The sequence below is a fragment of the Gilliamella sp. B14384G12 genome (genome assembly GCF_016101825.1).
Taxonomy (GTDB): Bacteria; Pseudomonadota; Gammaproteobacteria; order Enterobacterales; family Orbaceae; genus Gilliamella; species Gilliamella apicola_N.
Map to the genome: position 1 here is coordinate 103657 of NZ_JACFPU010000009.1, position 25761 is coordinate 129417.

Annotated in this window: 23 protein-coding genes and 1 pseudogene; 6 read left to right on the top strand and 18 right to left on the bottom strand. The window is 33.0% G+C overall.

Going from position 1 to position 25761, the window contains the following annotated elements; genetic code table 11:
• Positions 1 to 120 precede the first annotated feature (120 nt).
• Positions 121 to 960, bottom strand: a complete 840-nt coding sequence (locus H3S73_RS10045; RefSeq protein ID WP_198236488.1) for a helix-turn-helix domain-containing protein — start codon at positions 958 to 960, stop codon at positions 121 to 123.
• 483 nt (positions 961 to 1443) lie between these two features.
• Positions 1444 to 2271: a hypothetical protein gene (locus tag H3S73_RS10050; RefSeq protein WP_198236487.1), complete on the bottom strand. Its 828-nt coding sequence runs from the start codon at positions 2269 to 2271 to the stop codon at positions 1444 to 1446.
• A gap of 1311 nt (positions 2272 to 3582) precedes the next feature.
• Here H3S73_RS10050 and H3S73_RS10055 point away from each other — a divergent pair.
• Positions 3583 to 4041, top strand: a complete 459-nt coding sequence (locus H3S73_RS10055) for a hypothetical protein (RefSeq protein WP_198236486.1) — start codon at positions 3583 to 3585, stop codon at positions 4039 to 4041.
• Positions 4042 to 4260: 219 nt separating this feature from the next.
• Here the strand turns inward: H3S73_RS10055 and H3S73_RS10060 are convergent, their stop codons facing one another.
• From H3S73_RS10060 to H3S73_RS10110, 11 genes and pseudogenes are all read right to left on the bottom strand, one after another.
• Positions 4261 to 4728: an STY0301 family protein gene (locus tag H3S73_RS10060; RefSeq protein WP_198236485.1), complete on the bottom strand. Its 468-nt coding sequence runs from the start codon at positions 4726 to 4728 to the stop codon at positions 4261 to 4263.
• Positions 4729 to 4825: 97 nt separating this feature from the next.
• Positions 4826 to 5686: a pyridoxal kinase PdxY gene (gene pdxY, locus H3S73_RS10065; protein WP_198236484.1), complete on the bottom strand. Its 861-nt coding sequence runs from the start codon at positions 5684 to 5686 to the stop codon at positions 4826 to 4828.
• Positions 5687 to 5699: 13 nt separating this feature from the next.
• Positions 5700 to 6980 (bottom strand): MFS transporter, encoded by a 1281-nt coding sequence (locus tag H3S73_RS10070; protein WP_198236483.1) that lies wholly within the window; start codon positions 6978 to 6980, stop codon positions 5700 to 5702.
• A gap of 307 nt (positions 6981 to 7287) precedes the next feature.
• Complete coding sequence (locus H3S73_RS10075; protein ID WP_198236482.1) at positions 7288 to 7971, bottom strand: hypothetical protein; 684 nt, start codon at positions 7969 to 7971, stop codon at positions 7288 to 7290.
• Positions 7972 to 7986: 15 nt separating this feature from the next.
• Positions 7987 to 8808, bottom strand: a complete 822-nt coding sequence (locus H3S73_RS10080) for a hypothetical protein (protein WP_198236481.1) — start codon at positions 8806 to 8808, stop codon at positions 7987 to 7989.
• A gap of 452 nt (positions 8809 to 9260) precedes the next feature.
• On the bottom strand, positions 9261 to 9566 hold the full coding sequence (locus tag H3S73_RS10085; RefSeq protein ID WP_198236480.1) for a PRD domain-containing protein: 306 nt from the start codon (positions 9564 to 9566) through the stop codon (positions 9261 to 9263).
• Positions 9567 to 9792: 226 nt separating this feature from the next.
• Positions 9793 to 10518 (bottom strand): hypothetical protein, encoded by a 726-nt coding sequence (locus H3S73_RS10090; protein ID WP_198236479.1) that lies wholly within the window; start codon positions 10516 to 10518, stop codon positions 9793 to 9795.
• A 43-nt stretch (positions 10519 to 10561) separates the two neighbouring features.
• The gene (locus tag H3S73_RS10095) at positions 10562 to 11551 is read right to left on the bottom strand and encodes a hypothetical protein (protein ID WP_198236478.1); all 990 of its coding nucleotides are present in this window, start codon (positions 11549 to 11551) and stop codon (positions 10562 to 10564) included.
• A gap of 107 nt (positions 11552 to 11658) precedes the next feature.
• Positions 11659 to 12060 carry a (deoxy)nucleoside triphosphate pyrophosphohydrolase gene (locus tag H3S73_RS10100; protein ID WP_198236477.1) on the bottom strand — a complete coding sequence of 134 codons (402 nt, stop codon included), beginning with the start codon at positions 12058 to 12060 and terminating at the stop codon, positions 11659 to 11661.
• Positions 12053 to 12892: an HNH endonuclease signature motif containing protein gene (locus tag H3S73_RS10105; protein ID WP_198236476.1), complete on the bottom strand. Its 840-nt coding sequence runs from the start codon at positions 12890 to 12892 to the stop codon at positions 12053 to 12055. The genes H3S73_RS10100 and H3S73_RS10105 overlap by 8 nt, the downstream gene beginning before the upstream one ends.
• A gap of 14 nt (positions 12893 to 12906) precedes the next feature.
• Positions 12907 to 13778 (bottom strand): annotated as a pseudogene (locus H3S73_RS10110) (phosphorothioated DNA-binding restriction endonuclease).
• Between the two features lie 268 nt (positions 13779 to 14046).
• Between H3S73_RS10110 and sat the strand changes: the two are divergent.
• The 5 genes from sat (at position 14047) to H3S73_RS10135 (ending at position 20954) form a co-directional block, all read left to right on the top strand.
• Complete coding sequence (gene sat, locus H3S73_RS10115) at positions 14047 to 15207, top strand: sulfate adenylyltransferase (RefSeq protein ID WP_198236474.1); 1161 nt, start codon at positions 14047 to 14049, stop codon at positions 15205 to 15207.
• 49 nt (positions 15208 to 15256) lie between these two features.
• Positions 15257 to 15892: a phosphoadenosine phosphosulfate reductase family protein gene (locus H3S73_RS10120; protein WP_086337210.1), complete on the top strand. Its 636-nt coding sequence runs from the start codon at positions 15257 to 15259 to the stop codon at positions 15890 to 15892.
• Positions 15893 to 16031: 139 nt separating this feature from the next.
• Positions 16032 to 17831, top strand: coding sequence for an assimilatory sulfite reductase (NADPH) flavoprotein subunit (locus H3S73_RS10125; protein ID WP_198236473.1), 1800 nt, complete (start codon positions 16032 to 16034; stop codon positions 17829 to 17831).
• Between the two features lie 38 nt (positions 17832 to 17869).
• Positions 17870 to 19636 (top strand): assimilatory sulfite reductase (NADPH) hemoprotein subunit, encoded by a 1767-nt coding sequence (gene cysI / locus H3S73_RS10130; RefSeq protein ID WP_198236472.1) that lies wholly within the window; start codon positions 17870 to 17872, stop codon positions 19634 to 19636.
• 364 nt (positions 19637 to 20000) lie between these two features.
• Entirely contained in the window at positions 20001 to 20954 is a 954-nt protein-coding gene (locus H3S73_RS10135) for a LysR substrate-binding domain-containing protein (protein ID WP_025316708.1), read from the top strand.
• A gap of 24 nt (positions 20955 to 20978) precedes the next feature.
• On the opposite strand, the gene H3S73_RS10140 is transcribed toward H3S73_RS10135, so the two are convergent.
• From H3S73_RS10140 to H3S73_RS10160, 5 genes are all read right to left on the bottom strand, one after another.
• Positions 20979 to 22058, bottom strand: coding sequence for a sulfate/molybdate ABC transporter ATP-binding protein (locus H3S73_RS10140; protein ID WP_198236471.1), 1080 nt, complete (start codon positions 22056 to 22058; stop codon positions 20979 to 20981).
• Between the two features lie 9 nt (positions 22059 to 22067).
• Positions 22068 to 22925, bottom strand: a complete 858-nt coding sequence (gene cysW / locus H3S73_RS10145; protein ID WP_198236470.1) for a sulfate ABC transporter permease subunit CysW — start codon at positions 22923 to 22925, stop codon at positions 22068 to 22070.
• Positions 22926 to 22939: 14 nt separating this feature from the next.
• Positions 22940 to 23773 (bottom strand): sulfate ABC transporter permease subunit CysT, encoded by an 834-nt coding sequence (gene cysT / locus H3S73_RS10150; RefSeq protein ID WP_198236469.1) that lies wholly within the window; start codon positions 23771 to 23773, stop codon positions 22940 to 22942.
• A gap of 91 nt (positions 23774 to 23864) precedes the next feature.
• Positions 23865 to 24902 carry a sulfate ABC transporter substrate-binding protein gene (locus H3S73_RS10155; protein WP_198236468.1) on the bottom strand — a complete coding sequence of 346 codons (1038 nt, stop codon included), beginning with the start codon at positions 24900 to 24902 and terminating at the stop codon, positions 23865 to 23867.
• A gap of 651 nt (positions 24903 to 25553) precedes the next feature.
• The coding region (locus tag H3S73_RS10160) for a hypothetical protein (RefSeq protein WP_232352974.1) at positions 25554 to 25761 on the bottom strand (208 nt) is incomplete at its 5' end.

Sequence of the window (25761 nt, forward strand, 5' to 3'; positions counted from 1 at the left end):
AATTTAAAATGAAACGGTATAGACTCCTGAATAATTTTTACAAAAATTTTGATTTAAAGATAAAGATAGATGTTTAATGTATGTAATTAGAATCTTATTCTTTTCATCTTAAATAAAGAGTTATCCTAATATTGGTATAATTTTAAACTCTTCTTGAAGGTGATCACTGTTAAAGCAATCTATTGAGGTTATCTCATTACTTTTGTCTTCAGGCATTAACGCCCGTTTAAGTTCTGATGGTCTTAATCCAAAACTTGATAAGCAAGTTCGGCTGAAATGTGCAACGTCGGCAAATCCCTTATCATTAGCCAATGTTGTTAGGTTTGATTTTGACTCAAGATTATTAGTGGCATCTCGTAGCCTTTTCCATAAAAGATAACCCCGAAAATTAATACCTAATTTAGCGCGAAATATGTGTAAAAAATGACTTTCGGAAAGATGAACTTTTGCAGCCAGTTCTTTTGAAGAAATAAGTTTAATCGGTAAGGTGGAAATTATCGATGTTGCCTTAACAATTCGATTATCTTGTTGATAACGACAATCTGTTTTAGAGCCGTGCAACAAATTAGCAATATGCTGAATATCGAATAAGCACTTATTTTTGACAGAATGAATAAAATATTGCGCAAGAATTAAAGATTGTTTTTTAGATATCAGATAAACAGGGTTAACTTTAGTAAAGTCAGATAATAAATTAAAAAATGGTGCTTCAGGCTCAACTAAAAAATTGAGAACGCAAGTTTTGTTGGTATTCAATTTATGAGGAATATTAGATCGAATAATAAAACCAAATCCATGATGATTTTCATCATCGGTTTCAAGGGTGATTAGAATATCATGTAATGATATGGTCAATTGTAAAGAAGGATGGCTATGTTTATCAGTTACGATGTTATAAAAGAAATACAAATTTGCTGTACTTTGTTCATATAATTTAATCAATGAATTATCAGGTAACAAATTACATACCCCCTTAAATAACTTGGCTTAAATACTGTTTATAAAAAATTCACTCATTGTAAATTTGACGTATATTTATCAATATTTTGTATAAATTACCAACACAATACCAGAAAAAATCGTTTAAGTTAATTTAATTATTTTTAATTGATGAACTCACAAACAACACAAGCCTGATTAAACATACAAAGATGATACCGTATAACCAAATGCTCGTTGTAATAACTGAGGTTGAATAACTAGCGTATCAATATGCAGTATAAAGGCTAAACTAATGCAAATTGAAAAAACATTATAAATAATATAGAAGTGCAGAGATAATTACGGGATATATCTCAATTTTAGGAGGATTTAGATTTTTAAATGTGAAAAAAGTATTACAAAATATGAAACAAAAATTGCTTTAAATAAGTTATATCGTGACTATAACCTAAATGCTGGAAAAACGAGTTATATCGATATCTATTTAAGAGTAATCTTTAATCATGTCATACTTAAAGCAATTTCCCTTGTCACCTTACCTTCACCAGCACAGAACTCGCAATCATTAGAGGTTATTCCGCCACATTTTCCGCAAGTAAAAATTTCAAATTCAGATAGTTCTATTTTTTGATTCTCAGGAGTGCTCCCCATATTATGGCATATAGGGCAATCTTGAAAGTTTAAACGTCCAATACCATTACAAAGTTGGCATGTCGTTAATGTTGGGATATCTTCAAGAGAATTAACATACGATAACGTTTTAGATTGAACTTCATCAATAATAGAAATTTTTCTATCAAAAAAACTAAAAATTGCTTTTTCTATTTCAATAAAAGATTCTGTCACAATATCTTTTGTTATCCGTAATAAATTAACATGCTCTTTAATTAATATTTGAATATCTCTTTTTCTATCAGAAAGTAGTCTATCTGGCGTGAAATGAGAAGGATGTCCATCATATTCAATGCCCAATGAGTCTATAAATATTTCCTTATTATTAATAATTCGGTGAATCGTTAATACAAAATCAATAGACCAATCTTGACTTTTAGGATTTATATTTTCAACTTTATAGTGAGGCCTTATATAAACAGCATGACCTTTATAAAAAGTTTTAAACCTAATATCATTCCTAGTCTTTCCTTTTTCCTCAACTAAGCTTATATAGTCAAAAATCGTCATTATACGAACTAAAAAATACACTTCTTCAAATGAAGCTTTCTTCGTTTTTTTTAAGTTAATTACCGCTTCTGTACATCGTCCAGGAATTTTTTTCATAAAAGTATTAAGATACTTTTGTTCATTATTACTCAAATAGTGTTTAGTCATAAATATCAATCTAAAATTTAATTTATATTGATAATGAAATATACGCCGAAAAATTTTAGTTATAAAATGTTAAAAAATCAACAACATAAATTGTAGTAAATAACATATAGAAATTAATTATTAATTTCATCTTCTATTGCCATTAAATTTTCGTAAGCTGATTGATTTCTGTTATTTATTTTATTATCAATATAAACGCTAAGTTTTCAGAAAAATTGTAGTGAAGTATCTTATATCACCTATTTCAAGGACAAGGTCATTTTCTATTTGTTTTAATTCAAATTGTTGAAAATGATCCATGATATCTCGCATTTTATTTAATTAACGGATAAATGGTATATAGGTGTTTTTATTAATATCAACATACAATCCTAAGCTTTCAATCTGTTTTTTAATTTATAGATAGCTTGTTGAACGCTGGGTTGTTCAAGTAGTGGAGTTTCTATAAGCAATGCATTGTTAATGCCAATTTATTCTTAACAATATCTAAATCATTTGTTGTTGCAATGGCAACGTCTTACCGTGCATGGTCAATTTCTTCTTGTGAAATCATTTTGTGTGACCAAAGACCTTCTCTACGTTGCAAATCTTGTTTTAGCTAAATAATTGTTTGTATAGCTAAAATTATTTCCCGCATCAACAGATTCCAAGTTAGCAATCACATCATTTTACAGAAAAATTTCCAATACCAAATAAATACACATGTTAAAAATAGTAATTTCTTTTGACGTATTGATTGATACAAAATCAAATCAAAGTCCACAGTATAAAACGGAAAAATAAGAAAGTCTTGAATAAACTAGCTGAATTAGTGCTGAATATTCTATTTAGTTAATAATATTTAAATGGGCAAAATTTATTAAAATTGGATCGAGGCTTGATAAGACAAATAATTGAATAATAAACAATAAAATCAAATATAAAAATTTTTTGTTTTAAATTATGTTAACGATTTAAGATGAAACGGTATAGACTCCTGAATAATTTTTACAAAAATTAGAGAAATCCATCCACTTTAAATATAAGAAAAACATAGTACCCAAAAATCATATTATTTTTATTAATAGATAAATTTCTAATCAAAGAAAATAAAAGTATTAGACATTGTTTTGTAGATGATGACAGGATATATGACTTATATATTAATAAAAAAGTATATTATTGCATTATTGCTTTATGCTATTTTAAAGGATAGGAATTGAATCACTAAAATTGTTATTAGCTTAATCAATTAGATGACTTTTCCAATTAAACCTTTAAACAATTAGTGTTACAGCGGATTAATGTTTTACCAAAAGAAGATAAATTAATATGGGGCATCATAAAGAACTTATTGATGTAATACTAGGAATAGTAAATAGCTTTAACAGCCGAAATAATGATTTACAGGGATATTGGGCATTAGGTGTATTATATCGATTTGCAAAATATAACAATGTTCAATCATTAAAATTTGATTTATTAAATCAGATTATTGAACCTGAAGAAGCAAATTTTTATCAAATTATATCTGAATATCACTCAAAACTTGACCGCTTATTAAATAAGAAAAAAATGAATTTAAATTGTTTGCAAAGTGCAATAATTACAATTGATTTTGGTCTTTATACAACGCATCACAAAAAGATTAAATATCCTATTGGTGATCCTTATGTGATTACAGGTAGACTAATTGATGATCGAGGAAAGATATTTGAATCAATAATATACGGAAAATGTAGGTCACATAATCCAACACAAGAACAACAAAGCGGGCGAATTGATCAATGATAGATTAGCGTTTATGTTATTTATTCCCTTAACACATAGATCTAATCGATCAGGTCAACCCAAATTATCGGCTTAATTAACTACAGCTAAATGTTATTAAAATATGCTAAATAATTTTCCGATTTTATAAAACGATAAGATGAATATCAAACTGACTAAGCATAACAAACACTATTGAAGATACTTAAATTCAAAGCATTTAAAATTAAGAAACCAGATTTATTTTACCTTTTGCAATTCACTCGTACTACAGATAAGTTTGACTTTTATGGCTTGGTTTTTATCATTTGAATAATCCGCCCAGCAGCTTTTCATCGATGAATCGATTTTTTTGACCAATTGGACTTCATCGCCATTATAGCTACAACTAACGTAGTTGCCACCTTCATCATAGACCGAGTTGACTTGCCAAGTGATATCATGTTTTTTGCCATTAATAATTCCAATTTCAGGCTTTAACTGAAATAATTTAACCGGTTCATCAGAATGAACACCAAGACTACTGAGCGCAAGACTACGATCTTTTTTATCCGAAACTTGCCAGCCCTCAGGAATATTTTCAAGCTCGGGATGATCAAATTTGATGTTGATTTTAGCTGGGCAATCAATTTCGTAGCCATTGGCGGTACTGACCGCTCCTAACCAAGCGATTGCAATTAAACTTATACTGACTATTTTACCTTTCATATTATCAACCATTCTTAAATCATAATTAATATATTTTTTTAATTTTCAATTAATTATATTGATAACTTAAATATAATTTTAATTGGAAGTTGTTTTTTTATAACATTATTGCACGGTACTGTAAATCGGGCTGTTTAATCCACTCTTGAGCATCAATGATTGCCAGTTCTCGTGCATCTTTTTGTTTTGTCACAGCTAATACATGATTTGCAGCGTTAGCGGCCAATTCAAAGGCGTTTAGTTGTGATTTGCCATTAACTAAATGGGCTGTGAACAAACTGCAAATTAAATCCCCAACACCTAATGGACGATAAGGAAAATCATATAATGGTCGGGCAAGATGATAGCTTTGTGATGGTGTAGCTAAAATCATTTCAAACAATTCTGTAGTTTTGCCTGCATGAACTAAGTTTTTGACTAATACGGCTTGGATAGGTTTGTTTTGTAGCTTTTTGATTGCCATTTGTACATCGCTAAACGTCTTAATTTCGATATTCGACAATAACTGCAATTCTAATAAATTGGGTGTGATATAGTCTGCGTGTTTGATAGCCTGCTTAGTAAAGAAATCAATTATATTTTGCGGTAGCGAACTGCCTTTATTAATGTCTCCTCCCATTACGGGATCGCACACATAGATGGCATTTGGGTTATAGTATTTTATTTTTTTTACCGCTTCGAGGATCTCTTCACCCTGTTCGGCAAGGCCGATATATCCTGATATGATGGCATCAATTGAGTTTAGAACGCCGATTTTTTCTAAGCTGTTTACTATTCGAGTAATTTGCTGAGCACCCAGTACAATACCATCATAATCGGGATAAACCGTATTACTCGATAGTTGCACTGTGTGGATGGGCATGACTTCAACGCCTTGTAATTGCATGGCTAATGTAGCAACTTTGTTACCCGCATAACCATACACGACATTAGATTGAATTGATAAAACGGTTTTCATAGATAGTTGCCTTTTACTCATCATAATAGTGATATTTGCTTAAAAGATAGATACTTATAATCGATAGCAATGCTAAACCACAATAAAATAAGGCGAGTGGTAACCAATAAGTCTTGTAGGTATAAATAATGTATGCCCCTATCATTGGGATTAGACTACCAAATATGGCAGCGCAACCTTGATAGCTCATCGATAGACCAGTATAGCGAATTCTGGCAGGAAAAATTCGGCTTAAATAACCCGCTATCACACCATAAAAACCACTGTAACAAATCACATTTAACGAAATACCAATAATAAAGCTGATTTTAGTTCCTGACTGAATAATCGGGAATAACAAAAAGACTGATGCCATAGCCAAAATGGCTGACACAATTAAAAAGCGCGTTGCTGAAAACTTTTCTGAAAAATAAGAGATAAACGGCTGAGCAATAAAGTGCACGACTGCTATCCAAAATAACGCATCAACGATAGTCTTTTTTTCAACGCCGAGAGCCATAGTTGTATAACCAATCATTAGCGTATTAGAAAATATGCCACTAAATGACAGCACATTGGCACAAATGGCTAATACCAATATTGGAGTTGCTTGTTTAAACACATCAATAATTGGTGCGGATTCTTTTTGTTTCAGGCTTGCTTGTTTTTTGCATGATTCGATAAATACCGGTGATTCGGTTAAGGTAACCCTAGCAATAAGACCAACAATTAATAAAATAAAACTGGCTAAAAACGGAATGCGCCAATAGCCATTATTAATTAGCTGATCAATCGGTAAACCAATAATATAAGAAAAAACCAACAATGCTAAAATATTACCCGCAGGGCTACCCCACTGGGCAAACGATGAAAAAAAGTTTTTCAGCCCTTTTGGCGCATGTTCATTCGCCATTAATACGGCTCCGCCCCATTCACCACCAACAGCAACACCTTGTAAAATTCGTAATGCAACTAACAGTATCGGCGCAATAATTCCCGCTTCTTGATAAGACGGTAATAAACCAACGCACGTTGTCGCAATTCCCATTAACAGTAAAGTAATAATTAACGATTTTTTGCGCCCTAAACGATCGCCAATATGACCAAAAAGGATTGCACCTAAAGGACGCGATAAAAAACCGACCGCAAAGGTGGCAAATGTTCCCAAAACTTGCACAAATTGATTATCAGACGGAAAAAAAAGCTGACCAAAAATTAATACTGATGCTAACGCATAGATATAAAAATCATACCACTCAATTGTGGTACCAATAAAAGCAGCAAAAGCGACTTTTTTAGCAGATGAATTGGGCATAAACAGACCTTGGATAAGTCAATGACTAAAGATAAGTAGGTAATGACAAAGAAACTAACACAAAACCATCAATATCACAATTTGTTATCAGATAAAGGAGAAAACTTATCTAAAAAAGAGAGGTATTAAGACGTAATATAAATCTTATAAAAATATTTCGGTAAAACAGTAATATTTTATATTTTACGATTCCAAATACAAAAGGGTATTAAACTTTATTAATTACAACTTTTAGGCTAGTTATTAATAGCAATGGCTATGTTTTATTAATTAAAAATTAGCTCATTACTATTAATTTACTTGTTCATTATATTTGTTCAATAATAAATTCTTCTAAAGGTGGATATTCTATAATAACACCATCTAACGCCTTATTGTTACTTCGGATAAGTTGGTTTTTTTCCAATAATTCAATAGCTGGTTTAAATAATATATCTTCAATATTCTTGGAATTGATTTTCATAAGCTCAACACTATAAGTCCAACAATTGTTAGGAAGCTCATCGTAAAGAAGAGATAAGACACATTTATTTTCATCATCAATAAAAATAAATTTACCATGATCTTCTTCAAAATATTCACTTTCACTTACTGGGTATCTAAAATATGAATCTCGATGTACCATACTTTCCCAAAAAATAATATGAATTAATGGAAATGGCATTTCACTTATTGATTTATCAAAAACCGTTTCGCCACTAAAACATAATTGAAAGTTCAAATAGCCATAAGGTTCTGTTCCTGTTTTGGCATTTATCTTTGAAATCGGAACACTTAAGCTAGTCCACTCACAAAACCAACCGTTGTTAGACTTTTTTGTTGTGTATTTTGTCGAATCTATTTTGTATTGCTTAGCATTTTTGTCAAAATAGGCTTTGATTTTATCTGAAATAGTACTTTTTAACACCTCGACTTCTTCAGTGAATTTTTTGTACTCATTTAATGCATTCGTAATTGCTATACCTTGTGTGCGCGTAATATTATTTTCCATTGTTGACCACTCCAATTAAATGTTAGATGAAGATACATCAGTTCCAATATTTCGAAAATGATAATTAATTTTTAAGTCAGGATCTATTTTGAGGTTTAGATTGGTGAAAGCGTTAAATGTTGTGAGATCTAAACAATCCAAAAAGCTGATTAAATCATCCCCAATATTTCGAAAATGATAATTAATTTTTAAGTCAGAATTTATTTTGAGGTTTAGATGAGTGAAAGAATTAAATGCTCTAAAATCTAAACAATCCAAAAAGCTGATTAAATCATCTAAATAATACTGTAATTTTTGAATATTACTTTGATCCTTAATTTCTTTTATTTTATGTAAAAAATTTAACCACGTTAAACTTTTCCAATTCTTATTTTTACTGGCTTTAATAGCATTAAACGTATCGACATAATTAGCTAAATAGATTAAATAAGATGCTCCACCCTCTTGTGGCGATTTAAAAAACTGCCACTCTCTTTCAATTTGATCTTCTGAAAAAGAATAAGTGCCCCATTTTAACTCAAATATATAAGTTTCCTTTTTGTCATTCACGTCGAAATTGAACACAATATCAGGTTCTGTTCTTCTACGCTCATTATTAAAAGTATCTATTTTAGATGGCCAAAAATCAATATTAGCTTTTATCTGTAAATTGCTATCATCAATTAAATTAGTTTTAATGCCAGCGATAGATGTAATGAAAAAATAAATTTCTTTAGCTTCAAAATAACGTAGTGGACCAAATATTGTGGAGGTAATGATGTCTTCTCGAGGTATTCTAATATTATTTTGCTCTTTTAAAAGATAATGGCATTTTTTCTTAATAACTGCATGTAACACTTTCCAACTCCTTAATATTATCAAACTATCAATAATAGTCTTTCCTTAAATTAATTAGTAACACCGTTAGATAAATTAATGTTAAATATCAGAGTATTAATAATATCAATTTTAATTAAAACGATTATACATTGTATTATGTAGAATAATAATATTAAAAGATTGATTTGTTTAATTTAGATTTATATAAATGATTTTACGGGGGGAACTTGAGCTAGGGTTGATCTAACTGTATCCATGACTAATAATGACTTTAGAGGAGTCAATGCATCTTAACTGTTTACATTTTTTAATAACGTTATTTCATTAAGATAACTACCTTATTTAGATGGCAATTTATGAATATATCCTGTTTTAAAATCACCTATTCATATCGGTAAAGCTAATAATAGCAAAAGCAACTTTTTAGTAAAAAATTTAGATCTCAACTTTACGTAACTAAGTGATATATATTATTTAGTATTGCGTATTAGTCTATTAATGTGAATCCCCAAATAGACCACCTCATCATCGGATATTGAGCTATGATAAGTTTGATCTATGTATTGTTTTACTTTCTCTGCAATATGCATTGCATAAGGATAAAGTGAGGATATTTGTTCATAAAGATCGTTATTATCTTCTTGTAATTGATTATTGGCATAAAATCGTTCTACAAAAAATTTAATATGAGTAATAAAACGGGTATAGTGAATTGATGAGGTATCTATTGGCGCACCAACGGAATATTTCACCAAATTCACTATTGAATTTATCATTTTGGCATACTGAGTCAATTTTGATTTAGAAGAATTGTGAACTAGATCTCAATCACCATCACAGAATAACTGTTAAGTTAACTAATTGTTTTAATGTATTAAGATATGAAGTAAATAAATTCTAAAAGAATCAATTATGAAATTAAAAATAAAGGACAGAATATTAAAACTAGAATCTGTCCATTTTACGTTTTGATTGGAGTAGAGAATCTTGGTTACTTAGATATTAATATACTGGTTTGGGTAAAGGATATTCAACACCATTATAATGTAATGTGTATTTTCTTTTTGCTGATTTAGTTATCTCTTCAATACATTCCCCTTCGCTATTTTTTTTACCAATTTCTTTTTGTTCATTATATGAGACAATCAGATCTTTATAATTATTGGTCGTATTTTTCCCTAATAGTAAAACAGCATTACGGCTATTGTATTCACCATCACAATCATACCATTCACCACCAGAGTTATTTAGCATTAAGTTGTTAACAATGCGATTCAATTTTTCATTTTGTTGCACATAAAGATTAATTACTTGTTGAGAAATAGGAACATAACGAGAACCATTTGCAGAATTGGCACGAACACCAAAAGCTCGAGATTCATTATTAAGTTGATAACGAGCCGTATCGATTTCAAAATTATTTAATTCAATAGCATCACTAACAAACGCATTCTGTTGCCAATTATGAGCAATTAATTCACCACTTTGCGTATCCACAAGCAACACATCAAGATCATAAAAAATTGTCCCTTCGATCTCATGAGGAAACGGTAAAACCACAATTGTTTTACTTTCATCAGCAGGCCAGATCTTACAAATTGCCTTATCACTCTCGCGAGAAGAATGGTATTTTTCAAGTAAATAATCAATCCATTTTTCACAGTCAGCACTACTCACCATAGGAAAGCTAAGAGTGATAAGTAGTAATAATTTTTGGGTGTTTTTCATTGGTGTTTTCACTGAGTTTTGTTTATGTTTTTTTATATTAAAATCAATCTAACTTAAATAAATATCTTAGTTTTTCCCAAAAGCTCATCGATTCAATTATTTCTATTTTATTTTTTAGTTTGTTATTCGATTCTTCATTTTGTTTTAATAAATTATGTAAATTGTAATTTTCTCTAATTAAATCATTCATTTTAGTTGTAAATTCATTTAATGAAGTTTGTTTATTATCAAGCTCCAATTTATATGATTCATTCAATTCGTTCAATTCTTTGTTAATACTTATAATATTATTTAATTCCATTTGTTTTAATTTTAACTCTTCAACATAATAATTGGCAGAAATAGGATCTGACAAAATTTTACCATATACTTGATTTTTGAATATTGTTTTTAAAAAGTTATAATATTTTTCTACATCTTTACTATCATAACTTTCATTTTGAAATTCTTTTAAAAAAATCATTTTTTTTGTGAGAGTGACTTCTATGATAGGGATGTTATGTGCAAAAAAATCTTTTATTTTTTTTGGTTCACATTTATGACTAACAACGACTTCAATGGCAACTTTTCCATTCCATTTTTCAGATAAATCACATTCCGAAGAAAAACAACCAATTAGATCCGGATAATAGACATTTCTATTTTCAAATTGTAAGCGAGGTTCTATAAAAAATTCCGTGAATTTTAATTGGTAGCTCTTTTTACCTATAACAAATGTAATCTCACTGAGTTCCGATAAAACTGATATTGCAGTTGAATGAGAAATTGACTCATTATCTCCATCTTCATTATTACCTCCTTTCATATTTTCAATATACCTAAAAAAACCATTTTTTACTGGTGTCATCCTAGCTCTATACTGCTTATCTGCTTGAGTGCTATAAAAAGTTAACTTTTCATACTCCTCTGGCGATTCTTGTTTCATTTTTAACACATTCCAAATATAAAATTTTTTAAGTTGAGATGGTTTATGCTGATTCAAAATATATTCGCCTTGTTTATTTTTAGCATATGCCGATATTTTTTTTGCCATGTATAATTGTCTTTCCTTTACTTATTAACAGATTTAATTCAATTAAAATAGTCCAAATTACAGCAACTTATTATTTTTCTTCTATTCTTTGTAAAAATTAATTTATGTTACACATCGTGATACTTTTTAGTCAAAAAATAAACAATCGGTAAATCAGCCTGCGCCCAATCTAGATCGTTTAATTCATTACTATCTAACCAACAAATCTTATTATGTTCTAAACATATTGGATCATTATCAATTAACTGACAAAGAAAAGCGTTGATTTTAACTGTGCCAAAATCATAATTATGTTCTGTTGTTAATAAATATTTTTTGATCGAGATATTACAACCTAATTCTTCTTTTATTTCACGAATGAGAGCATCTTCTAATTGTTCGCCAGATTCAACTTTTCCACCAGGAAATTCCCATTTATACGCTAAATATTTAGTGTTACCTCGTTGAGTACAAAGAATTTTATTGTTTTTAATAATTACTGCAGCAACAACATTAATAATTTTATTCATTCTTTAAAGCGATTTCTCGCCCTCTTAAATTTGCAATTTTTTTCAATTTATTTATATCATCTATATCTTTAACAATATGCATTTTTCGATGGCAATTAGGACATAGTGCTACTGTATTATCAATTGCATCCTCACCACCTTCAGACAACCAAATAATATGATGGCATTCTAAGTAAGGAATTTTGTCTTTTGTTGTAAATGGTGCCGGATTTTCACAAAGATCACATTTACCGTTAGCTTTACGTTTAATAAATTCTGATAATTCAGGACTTCTTATATATTGAGGAGTAAGAACTTCTCGCTTTCCAGGCCTTTTATTTTGATTAATAACTTTGTTTAATAATTTATCAATTTTATATTTATGAACCTGATGTTCTTTAGCTTTCGTATAATTAGATAATACTGTTATAGGTAATTTGTTTTCGACAAGCTTGAGTGGAAATATCCATACATTACGTAAAGTTTGATTTACATCTAATTGCTGTGTTTGATAAGGCTCAGCCGCTTTCGTTAAACGACCTAAATAGGTATATTCTTTATCTTTAAATACTTCAAAATAATATACACTAACACCATTTGATTCAATTTCATTTAGTGTCTTATTTTGCATAAAGTCTAAGCTTTGATCTCCTTTTTGTCCCATTCCAGTATAGTAAAGTATGTCACCATTCCAACTATCAGAGTATACCGATTCAATATGATTAGTAATAAGTACTAATGTTTTTGTTCTATTGGATTTTCGCATTCCGCCTTGAGGACTACACTTAAATATTTCACATAATTGTTTATTATTTAGGATAACGCCAGGCATTAGATTTTTTATTTTGTCCATTAGTATTCTTTCCCTCAGTCCCTAAACACTTCTCTAACATGCCATTCAATAAATCTGTCATGTAAATAGTCGTCTTTCATTCGAGGTAGTAAGATGTTTTTGCCGTCGAAATCCCAAAAGAGTTTTTCAACTATGTGGTTTCCATTTACCCCACTTGATACTTTGATTTTTAGATTACAATCAAGCCCGATAGCCCCATATCGAAAGCGGAATGATGTAATGAACAAAGTGCTAAACCATTATTTACAATGCATGGTCCGCCGTGTTGTTTCCATTTTACGTGAGCAGCTTCAAGACCGATTGATACTGAGTCATGCCTTAAATCGTAACCGCAGATGGCACATTGATAGTTGTATGCACGTAATACGATTTGTCTGAATTTAGGATCTCGGTATTTATTGGATTCCATTAAATTAAACCCAAATCGATTAATTAAGTTTTCTTGCACACTTTCAGTAAAATGCTGACTTAAAATTTGTCCTGCTAATTGATCAATAATGGTAGGGTTTGTTTTTATCAGTTTATACGTTTGTTCATCAAAGCCACCGAGTACTTGGTGTAAAGCAAGGGTTTTGCTGGTTGGTTCTTTACTTGGTAAAATCGGATTAGTGCAGTTTTCAAAATTAATGAGTTGCCAAAAACCGTCATTTTTCAAACGCCAAAAAGGCATATTGGGATAATAGTGTTTACGTTGAGGACCAAACCGAGCGAGTAAATCATGTAAAGGTTCTTCAATTTCTTTTTCATAATCAAACAAGCGAGCATGACCTTGCTTATATTGTGCTAATACATAAAGTAATAATAAAGGTTTATGTGGAGCCCGCTGATAGCCTTTTTTCCAGATGGTGATATTGGTAATTTTTTGTTGTAATTGTTTAATATCCATTAATACTCAAAATAAACGTAATAAGTAGAAAAATATTACAAATATTGTATTATTTTTGTGATCTGACTCACAAAATTCTGAGTTAATATGTAAAAATGAATCAATATTTGATAGTTACATCTAAAAAATTATTTTTAACCATTGCAAATCCAAACCCGTTTATGAATATGCGTAAATCGCATAATGGTATGTAAAATTGATATTTCCTTATTTGTCGATAATCGTTTTTAATTAAGCTTAATAAATATTAGATAGGTAAGGAAACATTATGGCTTTGATCCCTCCTCACGCCAGTGACCAGTTACAACCACTTCTTGTTAAAGACGATGATCGATTGGCATTACAGCATTATGCAAAAAATCTTCCCGCAATTACGCTATCAAGTCGTGAAGCTGGGGATTTAGTGATGTTAGGAATTGGTGGTTTTACACCACTGTATGGTTTTATGCGGGAAGAAGATTGGCGCAGTGTTTGCGATAATATGCATTTAGCAAATGGTGTTTTTTGGCCAATTCCTATCACAGTATCCGTGACCGATGCTCAAGCTGATACCTTAAAATTGGGTGATGATATTGCCCTTAAAACACCCGATGGGCAGATAATTGGTATTTTAAATGTTGATAGTATTTATCGACCAGATAAGCAATTTGAAGCGATGCAGGTGTTTACAACAACCGATCAAAGTCATCCTGGCGTTGCGATGCTTATGGCTCAACCACCTGTTAATTTAGGCGGTAAAGTGCGTGTTTTCCATGATAATGGTTTTAAAATGCAATTTGGTCAATATGCATTAACACCACAAGAGACACGAGAACGTTTTAATCAATTAGGTTGGCATAAAATCGCGGCTTTTCAAACTCGTAACCCGATGCATCGTTCGCATGAATATTTAGTGAAAACAGTATTAGAGCTTTTTGATGGGGTACTTATTCACTCTCTATTTGGTAATTTGAAAGCTGGCGATGTGCCTGCAAATATTCGTCTTAAAGCTATTAATACGCTAATTCATAACTACTTTGTGCCTGATTCCGTTGTTCATTCTGGATATCCTTTAGATATGCGTTATGCAGGTCCAAAAGAAGCGTTGTTGCATGCCCTTTTTAGACAAAACTATGGTTGTAGCCATCTTATTGTCGGTCGCGATCATGCCGGTGTCGGTAATTATTATTCGCCGTTTGCTGCACAAGATATTTTTACCCAATTACGGGATGAAGATTTACTCATTAAACCAATCAATATTGACTGGACATTTTATTGCCATAAATGTGCAGGTATGGCATCAAGCAAAACTTGCCCACATGACAGTGATGATCGTGTTCTTATTTCAGGTACCGAGGTAAGACGGCGTTTGCAAACAAAAGAGCCCATACCTGAAACATTTAGTCGACCTGAAGTTGTTGCTGAATTATATCAATGGGCAAACCAGTAATATGCAAAATAAATAATTACTCATCGATAAGTTGATAAAGAGGAAAGCCATGCTAGATTTAACCAAAGTTAACCAGAAATTACAAAATCAGTCACCGTTAACCATTATTGAGTGGGCATTAAAGAAGCAACAAGATATTCCAGTCAAAAGTATTATTAGTACCCATTTTGGACCATATGAAGCTGTGTTACTTCATCTTGTTACCCAAGTTGATCCAAATATTCAGGTTGTTTGGGTTGATAATGGTTATGCAACAAATGCGACCTATCGTGTTGCCAATAAAATTACAAAGCAACTTAATCTTAATCTACATATTTTTGTACCGCAACGAACGACAGCTTATTTAAATGTGCGATACGGTGGTTTACCTGAATTAGATACGCCAGAGCATACCGAGTTTACCCAAATTGTCAAAATTGAGCCGTTTAATCGTGCTTTAGCCACACTCAAACCAACGCTGTGGTTTACTGCGCTACGTCGTGAACAATCTGCCTTAAGACAGGAGTTAAATATTGTGACAAAAGCGGGAGATAATTTATTTAAGATTGCCCCACTTCTCGACTGGACAAGTCAAGATATGCAGAACTACATCGAAAAACTTAATTTACCTAATGAGATGGATTATGTCGATCCAACTAAAGGACCGCAAGGCAGAGAGTGTGGTTTACATAAAATAACCTTTTGATTTTAGAAATAGAAACACATTGGACTTTGCTGATAATCGTTGAGTAAAACAATATTATTAGGATTTAACAGAACATTTTAAGGTTGCTAGGCACTAGCAATTTACCGATAGCGCAAAAGCTATCAGATAAGGGAATCACATGAGCACACAACATTTTCCTTTTAATTGTGATGAATTAAAAAAAATTATTGAAAAGTCCAGTGATAAACAGCTCGCTTGGTTGTCTGGATATTTATGGGGACTTGCAGAAAAAAGTTCAAATGAACAAGCGTTACCGAATATCACAACTACCACCAACGTAACGCAAGCCGAGCAAGCAAAAAAAGTAACGATTTTATCAGCATCACAAACAGGTAATGCTCGTCGAGTAGCAAATGAGTTAACTCAAGATATTGAGCGTTTAGGTATTGAAGTGACTCATCTGCCTGCTGGCGAATACAAAGCCAAAAAACTGAGTCAGGAAGAAATTTTAATCTTAATTACTTCAACACAAGGCGAGGGCGAACCACCAGAAGAAGCATTACCACTCTATAAATACCTTTTTGCTGCCAAAGCCCCTAAATTGGCAAATCTACAATTTGCGGTAATGGGTTTAGGTGACTCTTCTTATCCAAAATTCTGTCAAGCTGCTAAAGATTTTGATCAACGATTAGCTGAATTAGATGCTCAGCGTATGTTATTACGTGTTGATGCTGATACGGATTTTCAAACTGTAAGTACCAATTGGCGACAAGCTGTAATTGATAAACTTAGCAGTCTACAACAATCATCTTCAATATCATCAACAGAAAATAACACTTCAAGCAGTGTTGTTGTTAACAGTAGCCTTTATCACCGCGATAATCCCTTTATTGCACCTGTTAATGTGAATCAAAAAATTACTTCTCGCGATTCGGATCGTGATATCCGTCATATTGAATTTGACCTTACCGGTTCTGATATTAACTATCAACCGGGTGATGCGTTAGGGGTCTGGTATCAAAATAGCGATGAGCTTGTCGATGAAATTCTTAATATTATTCAACTTACAGGTGATGAGCCTATCGAACACAATGGTCAACAAATTACTTTAAAAACGGCTCTAATTGAGCATGTTGAATTGACTCAAAATACACCCGTTATTATTGAGAAATATGCCCAAGCAATTCAAAATCCTGAACTACTTACCTTAAGCAAAGACAGAGAAGCTTTGATAGAAATGAGTCAAACATTACCACTGGTTGATATGCTTAATCGTTATCAAAGCAATCTTACCGCACAAACATTAGTTGCATTGCTTCGACCTCTAACACCTCGTTTTTACTCCATTGCATCAGCGCAAGATGAAGTTGGAGACGAAGTTCATCTTACCGTAAATGTGGTGCGTTATCAGATCGAAGGTAAAACCCGTACTGGCGGTGCATCAAACTTTTTAGCCAATCAAATTGCTGACCAAGATCAGGTCAAAATTTTTGTTGAACATAATGATAACTTTAGATTACCTAATGATACCAATACGCCAATCATCATGATTGCGGCTGGCACTGGCATTGCACCATTTAGAGCTTTTTTACAACAACGTAGTGCTCAATGCGCTACGGGTAAAAATTGGTTATTTTTTGGCAATCCGCATTTTATTTCTGATTTTCTGTATCAAGTGGAGTGGCAAAATTATGTTAAAGAAGGTTTGTTAACGAATATCGATCTTGCGTGGTCACGAGATCAAACCGAGAAAATATATGTACAAGATAAATTAATTGCTCAAGGCAGTGAGATTTGGCAATGGTTACAACAAGGTGCCTATATCTATGTTTGTGGGGATGCGAAGCGCATGGCAAAAGCAGTTGATTTAGCATTACAACAAATTCTGATGACTCAAGCACAATACAGTCAAGAGCTGGCCATCAACTATCTGGATGAGTTAAGAAGTCAAAAACGCTATCAACGAGATGTTTATTAATACCTAACAACTAATTTTAATTTATTGAGTGATGTAATATGAGCAATGATAAACCTAAAACAGTTACCCTAACTCAAGTGGTAAATTTAACACCTCCGCAAAATGATGTCTCAGATCTACCATTATCAGATTCTGAACGATTTAAACGAGAGAGTAATTATTTGCGCGGCACCATCGTTGACGATTTGAATAATGGTTTAACGGGTGGCTTTAATAGTGATAATTCTCAGCTCATCCGCTTGCATGGCATGTATCAGCAAGATGATAGAGATATTCGTAAGGAACGCCAAGAACAAAAACTTGAGCCATTGATCAACATGATGCTACGCTGCCGCCTACCAGGTGGCATTATCACCCCCAAACAGTGGTTAACGATTGATAAATTTGCCACCGAGGCAACAAAGTATGGCAGTATTCGGCTGACTACCCGACAAACATTTCAGTTTCATGGACTGTTTAAACGCAGTCTTAAATCAGCTCATCAACTATTACATAATATAGGACTTGATTCGATTGCCACCGCTGGCGATGTTAATCGTAATGTCTTATGTACTTCAAATCCAGTAGAATCAAAAGTTCATCAACAAGCTTACTACTGGGCAAGCAAAATTTCAGAACATCTTTTACCAAAAACCCATGCTTATATTGAAATCTGGCTAGATGGTGAAAAACTACCTACACCCGACAGTGAACCTATTTTAAGTTCAACTTATTTACCGCGTAAATTTAAAACCACGGTGGTTATTCCGCCGATTAATGATGTTGATGTTCATGCCAATGACCTTAGTTTTGTCGCTATCGCCGAAAAAGGTGAATTGATCGGTTTTAATGTGTTAGTTGGCGGTGGTTTGGCAATGACTCATGGAGATAAAACAACCTATCCTCGCAAAGCAGATGATTTTGGTTTTATCCCAGTAGAAAAAGTACTGACTTTTGCAGAAGCCGTTGTTACCACACAGCGCGATTGGGGCAATCGTCATAATCGCAAAAATGCCAAAACCAAATATACACTTGAGCGAGTCGGTGTGGAAAACTTTAAAAAAGAGGTGGAACTACGCGCAGGCAGTACCTTTTTGACCAGTAAACCTTATAAATTCACTCAAAGGGGGGATCAATTTGGCTGGTATAAAGGTATTGATGATAACTGGCATTTAACGCTATTTATCGAAAATGGACGATTACTTGATTATCCAAACAAACCATTAAAAACGGGTGTTGCTGAGATCGCTAAAATTCATCAAGGTGATTTACGCATTACCGCTAATCAAAATCTAATTATTGCTAATGTTCCGGAACAACAAAAAGAAGCCATTGAAAAAATTGCCAGAGAGTATGGACTGCTTGACGATACGATCACATTACAACGTAAGTATTCCATGGCATGTGTTTCTTACCCAACTTGTCCTCTTGCTATGGCCGAAGCCGAACGTTTTTTGCCGACGTTTGTCACTCAAATCGAGCAGATGTTAACTCAGCATCACTTATCTGAAGATTATATTATTTTACGAGTGACAGGTTGTCCTAATGGGTGTGCAAGAGCGATGTTGGCCGAAGTAGGCATGGTGGGTAAGGCGCCTGGTCGCTATAATTTATATCTTGGTGGTAATCGAGAAGGGACACGAATTCCACGTTTATATAAAGAAAACGTGAGTGTTGATGAAATTTTATTAACGCTTGAACCATTAATTGAAGCTTGGTCAATTCATCGCAATAAAGACGAAGGTTTTGGCGATTTTGTTATCCGTCATGAAATTGTCAAACCAGTAATAAATTCAGCAATTGATTTTTATCAGGTTGTTAATTAAAGATCATCTACAGGTTTGTAGAACCTTATGACGTGCTTATTTGCTGATAAAAAACATATATAGCAATAAGGTATATGGTTATTACTTAATCATATTTGTCTTTTTTATATGTTCTTTTATACTTAAGTGAGTTATTAAACTATCTAATTTTATCAATAAAATTAATAACAAACATAATTTATAAATTAGATAACCTGCCTATAACCAGTTTGATAATAGTGTTTATGCTGGATGGCGATCCGTTGTTTTAAATAATTCACTTTTTAGTACATGTTATTAATTATATACAGCAAATTATTTTAAATTAATGCAATACAATTATATCGATGGGAATAAAGTAATTTTTTCTTGGAAGATCGCTATCATGAACATACAACAATTAAGAATTATTCGAGAAGCAGCGCGTTGTAATTATAATTTAACCGAAGTAGCAAATACTTTATACACCTCCCAATCTGGAGTAAGTCGACATATTAAAGAGTTAGAAGAAGAACTCAATATTGATCTTTTTATCCGCCAAGGAAAACGCCTAATTAACATGACTGAACCAGGATTAGAACTGGTCGTGATTGCAGAACGTATTTTAAATGAAATTAATAATATACACCGTTTATCGACCATTTTTTCAAATGCGGATGAAGGATCTTTAGTAATCGCAACAACCCATTCACAGGCTCGTTATATCCTCCCTAACATTATAAAATCATTTAGAGTACTTTTTCCGAAAGTCCATATTATTATCAATCAAGGCTCATCAAGTGAGATTATTGCCCAGCTTCTTTCTGGCGAGGCTGATATTGGTATTGATAATGAAAGAGTTGATAACAGCTCTCTTGCTACCTACCCTTTTTATCGTTGGCATTATTCGATTGTAACACCGAAAGATCATCCTTTAACTAAAGCCGACAAAGTAACATTAGATATGTTGCAACCCTTACCCATAATTACTTATCGACAAGGGATCTTTCCTCGCAAAAGCATCGATAAAGCATTTTCAGCGATAGGATTAGCACCCAATATATCATTGAATGTTCAAGAGCCTGATGTCATTAAAACCTACGTTGAATTAGGTTTAGGAATTGGTATTTTAGGCAATAAAATGTATAACCCTGAATATGATGTAAACTTGGTTCAACTTGATGCAAAACATCTGTTTGAATCACATGTTACTTGGCTTGGCTTAAAGCGTCATAAATTACAACGTAATTATATTTGGCGTTTTATTCAATTATGCAATCAGGAGCTTTCATTGGAAGATATTAAAAATCATGCCTTGTTTGATCAAACTCATTCCAAAATGCCTGATTATCAAATTTAATTTATATGAATAAAACGATAAGCATTAAATCATAAACTCAAACAGCTCATCTTGTACAAAGATATTTACAAGTATCGGTTGCCAATAGATATTGTCGCCCAATTCAACTTGCTGTTGTTCATATTGACGATAACTTACCGAGACATCAATATGCTTGGGTTGTCCTGCTACCGCAATTTCTAAAAAAACCGTTGGCCCAGCGGTGTGGATGCGCACGACTTGACCTTGGATATCATTCTTTCTGGCCGTTTTAGCAATACTGATTTCATGAGGTCGAACATAAGCGATAGCCGACTGATCAGCCCAGTTCCCTTGCTCTTTCATATCTTTTCGGAAATCACCAATAATTAAGGTATTATTTTCAATGTAACCATGTAATAGATTGACGTCCCCTAAAAAATGCGCAACAAATGCTGTTTTTGGTTGTTTATAGACTTCTGCTGGTGTGCCTATTTGCTCTATTTGACCTTGGTTCATTAAAATTATTTTATCGGCAACTTCTAACGCCTCTTCTTGATCATGCGTAACAAAGAGACTAGTGACATTCAGTTCATGATGAAAATCACGCAACCAGCGTCTTAAATCTTTACGAACTTTAGCATCTAAGGCGCTAAAAGGCTCATCAAGCAACAAAACATTAGGTTTTGATGCCAAAGCTCGTGCTAAAGCAACTCGCTGTCGTTGTCCTCCAGATAGTTGGTCAGGATAACGTTTAGCAAAATTTTCCAGCTGAACTAATCCAAGTAACTGATTAACCCGCTCATCAATCCCGGTTTTGCTCAGTCGTATTGATCTTGGTTTCATTTTCAATCCAAATGCCACATTTTCTGCCACATTCATATGGCGAAAAAGTGCGTAATTTTGGAACACAAATCCAATATCTCGCTGTTTAGCGCTCAGCTGTGTTACATCAGTATCAGCAAAATAGATTTTGCCTGAACTGGCTGTTTCTAAACCCGCTATAATGCGTAGTAATGTGGTTTTGCCACACCCTGAAGGGCCTAAGAGTGCTACTAATTCACCTTGTTTTATACTAAAGTTAATATTTTTTAAGGCATCGAAGTTTTTAAAACTTTTATTAATATTCTGTAGTGAAATACCCATAGCTACCCCTTAGTGACCTATATAAAGTTCATTAACTAAGCGTCGTTCAATCCATTGACGAATCAATAGTAATGAAAGCGACATAATTAATAGCAAAATCGCAACACTAAATGCGGCAACAATATTGTACTCATTGTATAAAATCTCTACATGTAAGGGTAACGTATTGGTATAACCACGAATATGTCCAGAAACAACGGATACCGCGCCAAACTCACCGAGTGAGCGAGCCGTGCAAAGAACAACACCATGCATCAATGCCCATTTGATATTTGGTAATGTGATATGGAAAAAAATTTGCCAACCATTTGCGCCAAGAACACTGGCTGCCTCTTCTTCATGGGCTCCTTGCGTCATCATTATTGGAATCAATTCCCTTGCGACAAAAGGAACTGAAACAAAAATGGTTGCTAAAATAATACCGGGAATGGCATAAATTATTTGGATATTCCATGCCTGTAGAAAGGGATAAAATGCACTTTGTGCACCAAATAGCAATACATAGATTAAACCCGCAACAATGGGGGAGATAGAGAACGGTAAATCAATTAAGGTCATTAATATCTGTTTACCTTTAAACTGGTATTTAGTGATAACCCAAGCAGCACACACACCGAATATGACATTTAAAGGCACCGCCACACCAACAGCAATAAGTGTCAATTTAAAAGCTGCTAAGGTATCTGATTCTGTGATCACCTGCCAAAAAGCCGTTATCCCATTGGCAAGACCCTGTGCCAATACTACCAAGAGCGGTAAAAATAACAAAATTAAAAACAATAATATCGCTAATAGTATTAAGAATAACTGTACACTGGTCCGTGCTTGTTTTTTATCGGTTATTGGGTTTGTTGGCAATATCGGCATAAATTTACCTATAGTCAGTTATTTTTATTAATATTACGGTTAAGTCTTCGCTGTAATGTGTTCATTAAAAATAATAGTATAAAAGCGATCAATAACATGGTTATGCCTATGGCTGCAGCGGCATCATAAGCATATTGATCAAGCTTCGAGACAATCAATAATGGCAAGATTTCTGTTTTAAATGGAATATTTCCAGCAATAAAGACTACCGAACCATACTCACCAATAGCACGAGCAAAAGCGAGCGTAAATCCAGTTAACCAAGCAGGTAAAATAGCGGGTAAAATAACATGCATAAAAATTTGCCGAGGTGATGCGCCAAGCAGACTGGCAGCCTCTTCCTGTTCGCGTGGCAAGTCAGCCATTACAGGTTGTAAAGTGCGGACAACAAACGGCAGCGTGACAAATAAGAGTGCTAAGGTAATACCAATTGGCGTATAAGCGATCTTAAAACTAAACCAATAGCCAATAGGGCCGTTTTGAGCATAAATTGCGGTTAAAGCAATACCCGCTACCGCAGTTGGCAAAGCAAATGGGATATCGATACAGATATCCATTATTTTGCGTCCTGGAAAACGATAACGCACCAGTACCCAAGCTAACAATAAACCAATAAAACTGTTTAAACCCGCACTTATCAATGCGGTACTTAATGAAAGCATTAGCGCTAATAAAAATTGTTTACTGATTAATAATTTTTCCCATTCATGAAAAGATAATTTAGTTGAATAGATAAACAAGCCTAATAGCGGAATAAGAACAATCAAACTAAGAAAGGTTAAAGTATAACCCAACGTTAAGTTAAATCCGGGTATATTCCGTTGTTGTTTAAAGCTTGCCACTTTCATAACTTATACCTTTAGAACTTATATCGTTAGAATTTGCACCTTTATAGGGTAGGGTTAAGTGATAGCAACACATAACCATAATAAGCAATGCCTAGTTTATCTCAGCATAAATTGCATCAAAGATTGCACCATCACTAAAAAAGGCTTTTTGTACTTTCTGCCAACCACCAAAAAAATCATTAACGGTTACTAATTTAATTTCAGGAAACTGCTTAGCATACTGTTTAAGGATTTCAGGATTTACTGGTCGATAAAAATGCTGAGCAATAATATGTTGTGCTGGTTCACTATATAAGTACTCTAAATAGGCTTGCGCTTGCTTACGTGTGCCTTTGCTGTCTACTACTTTATCCACTAAGGCGACGGTTGGCTCAGCTAAAATCGATAATGACGGCATGATGATTTCTAACTGATCACCACCTTGCTCTTTTAACGCTAAATAAGCTTCATTTTCCCAAGCAATCAATACATCACCTAAACCTCGCTGCACAAAACTAATGGTTGCCCCTCTAGCGCCAGTGTCTAATACCGGTACGTGTTGATATAATTTGGTTACAAATGTTCGCGCTTGTTCATCATTACCGTAAGTACTTCGAGCATAAGCCCAAGCAGCTAAAAAATTCCAACGCGCCCCGCCTGAGGTTTTGGGATTGGGTGTTATTACTTCAATATCATCTTTAATTAAATCACTCCAATCATGAATCTGTTTTGGGTTACCTTTGCGGACTAGAAATACAATCGTTGAATTATAGGGCGCACTATTATTTGGCAATCTACTTTGCCATTCAGGTGATATATTAGTCTGATAACGATTTAACGCATCAATATCACTCGCTAAAGCAAGTGTCACAACATCCGCTTGCAAACCATCAATCACTGAACGCGCTTGCTTACCAGAGCCCCCGTGCGAATTTTTTATAGTCAGCGTTTCACCTGTCTGCTGTTGCCAATACTCAATAAAGGTCTGATTATAGGCTTTATAAAACTCACGAGTTGGATCATAAGAGACATTAAGCAATTCAACACTATAGGCTTGCCCCATAAAAGTACATATTGCGAATAAAATTAAGCTAATACTTAACCAATATTGTTTGCGAACGATAGGTAATTTTTTCACTTGATACCTCATACTATTAAAGACATTAGCTTTTTTGATAGGAATACCAAGATTAGACCAAATTATCGAAAGATGCGAAAACGATTATTTTGCATTAGGTTATAACAAAAATAGATATACTAAGTAGAAGGATTAAAATTTAGAGTGAGTCTTATTCAAGATTATATAATATGTGGATTTTATGGATGAGTGGTTTTATCTTTGCATTACATCAATAATTTATTTTAATAAAAGAAACCACGGATGGAATTTACTGATGGCTAAAAATTAGTTGTATTTGTTTTTTTTAAACATTTTAAGTAAGAATGGTAGTTTTAATACAGAAAGCCCATTAAAATGTAATCCCCCCAACGATGGCATAACCTCTTTTATCCTCAGTTATTTTAATAGCTTTATTTATATGTTTCTTTTTTTGAACTATACAAAATAATGTCATAACTATTAATTTTATTTTAAAAAATTATATTAAAATGTGATCGATATCGCTTAAGATCAGGCTCAATACCACCATATTTTGTTTTTGGTAATAAAGCATTATTACCATCTAAATCGCAATACAGTCAGTCAATTATTTGATTACTATTTTCTCCATTTAAAGTAATGTTTATACCCTAATTTAAATTCTGCCATTATTTGTCCACTTTGATATCAATATTATTTTTTCTAGAGTTGTTCGTAAGGATAAGATTTGCCGACTAAATCATACTCCTGCTCTATTTTGGCAAGCTCTTCAAGTGATTCAGCTCGTGAAGCTTTATCAATACCCTCTGGCCAGTTAAACTCAGACGCAAAGCAGTTAAATAATCGACCCAGCCAAAAGCGCCCCCTGATTTTGCCTTTATAATTCATCCCCTCCATACCATTCATATAA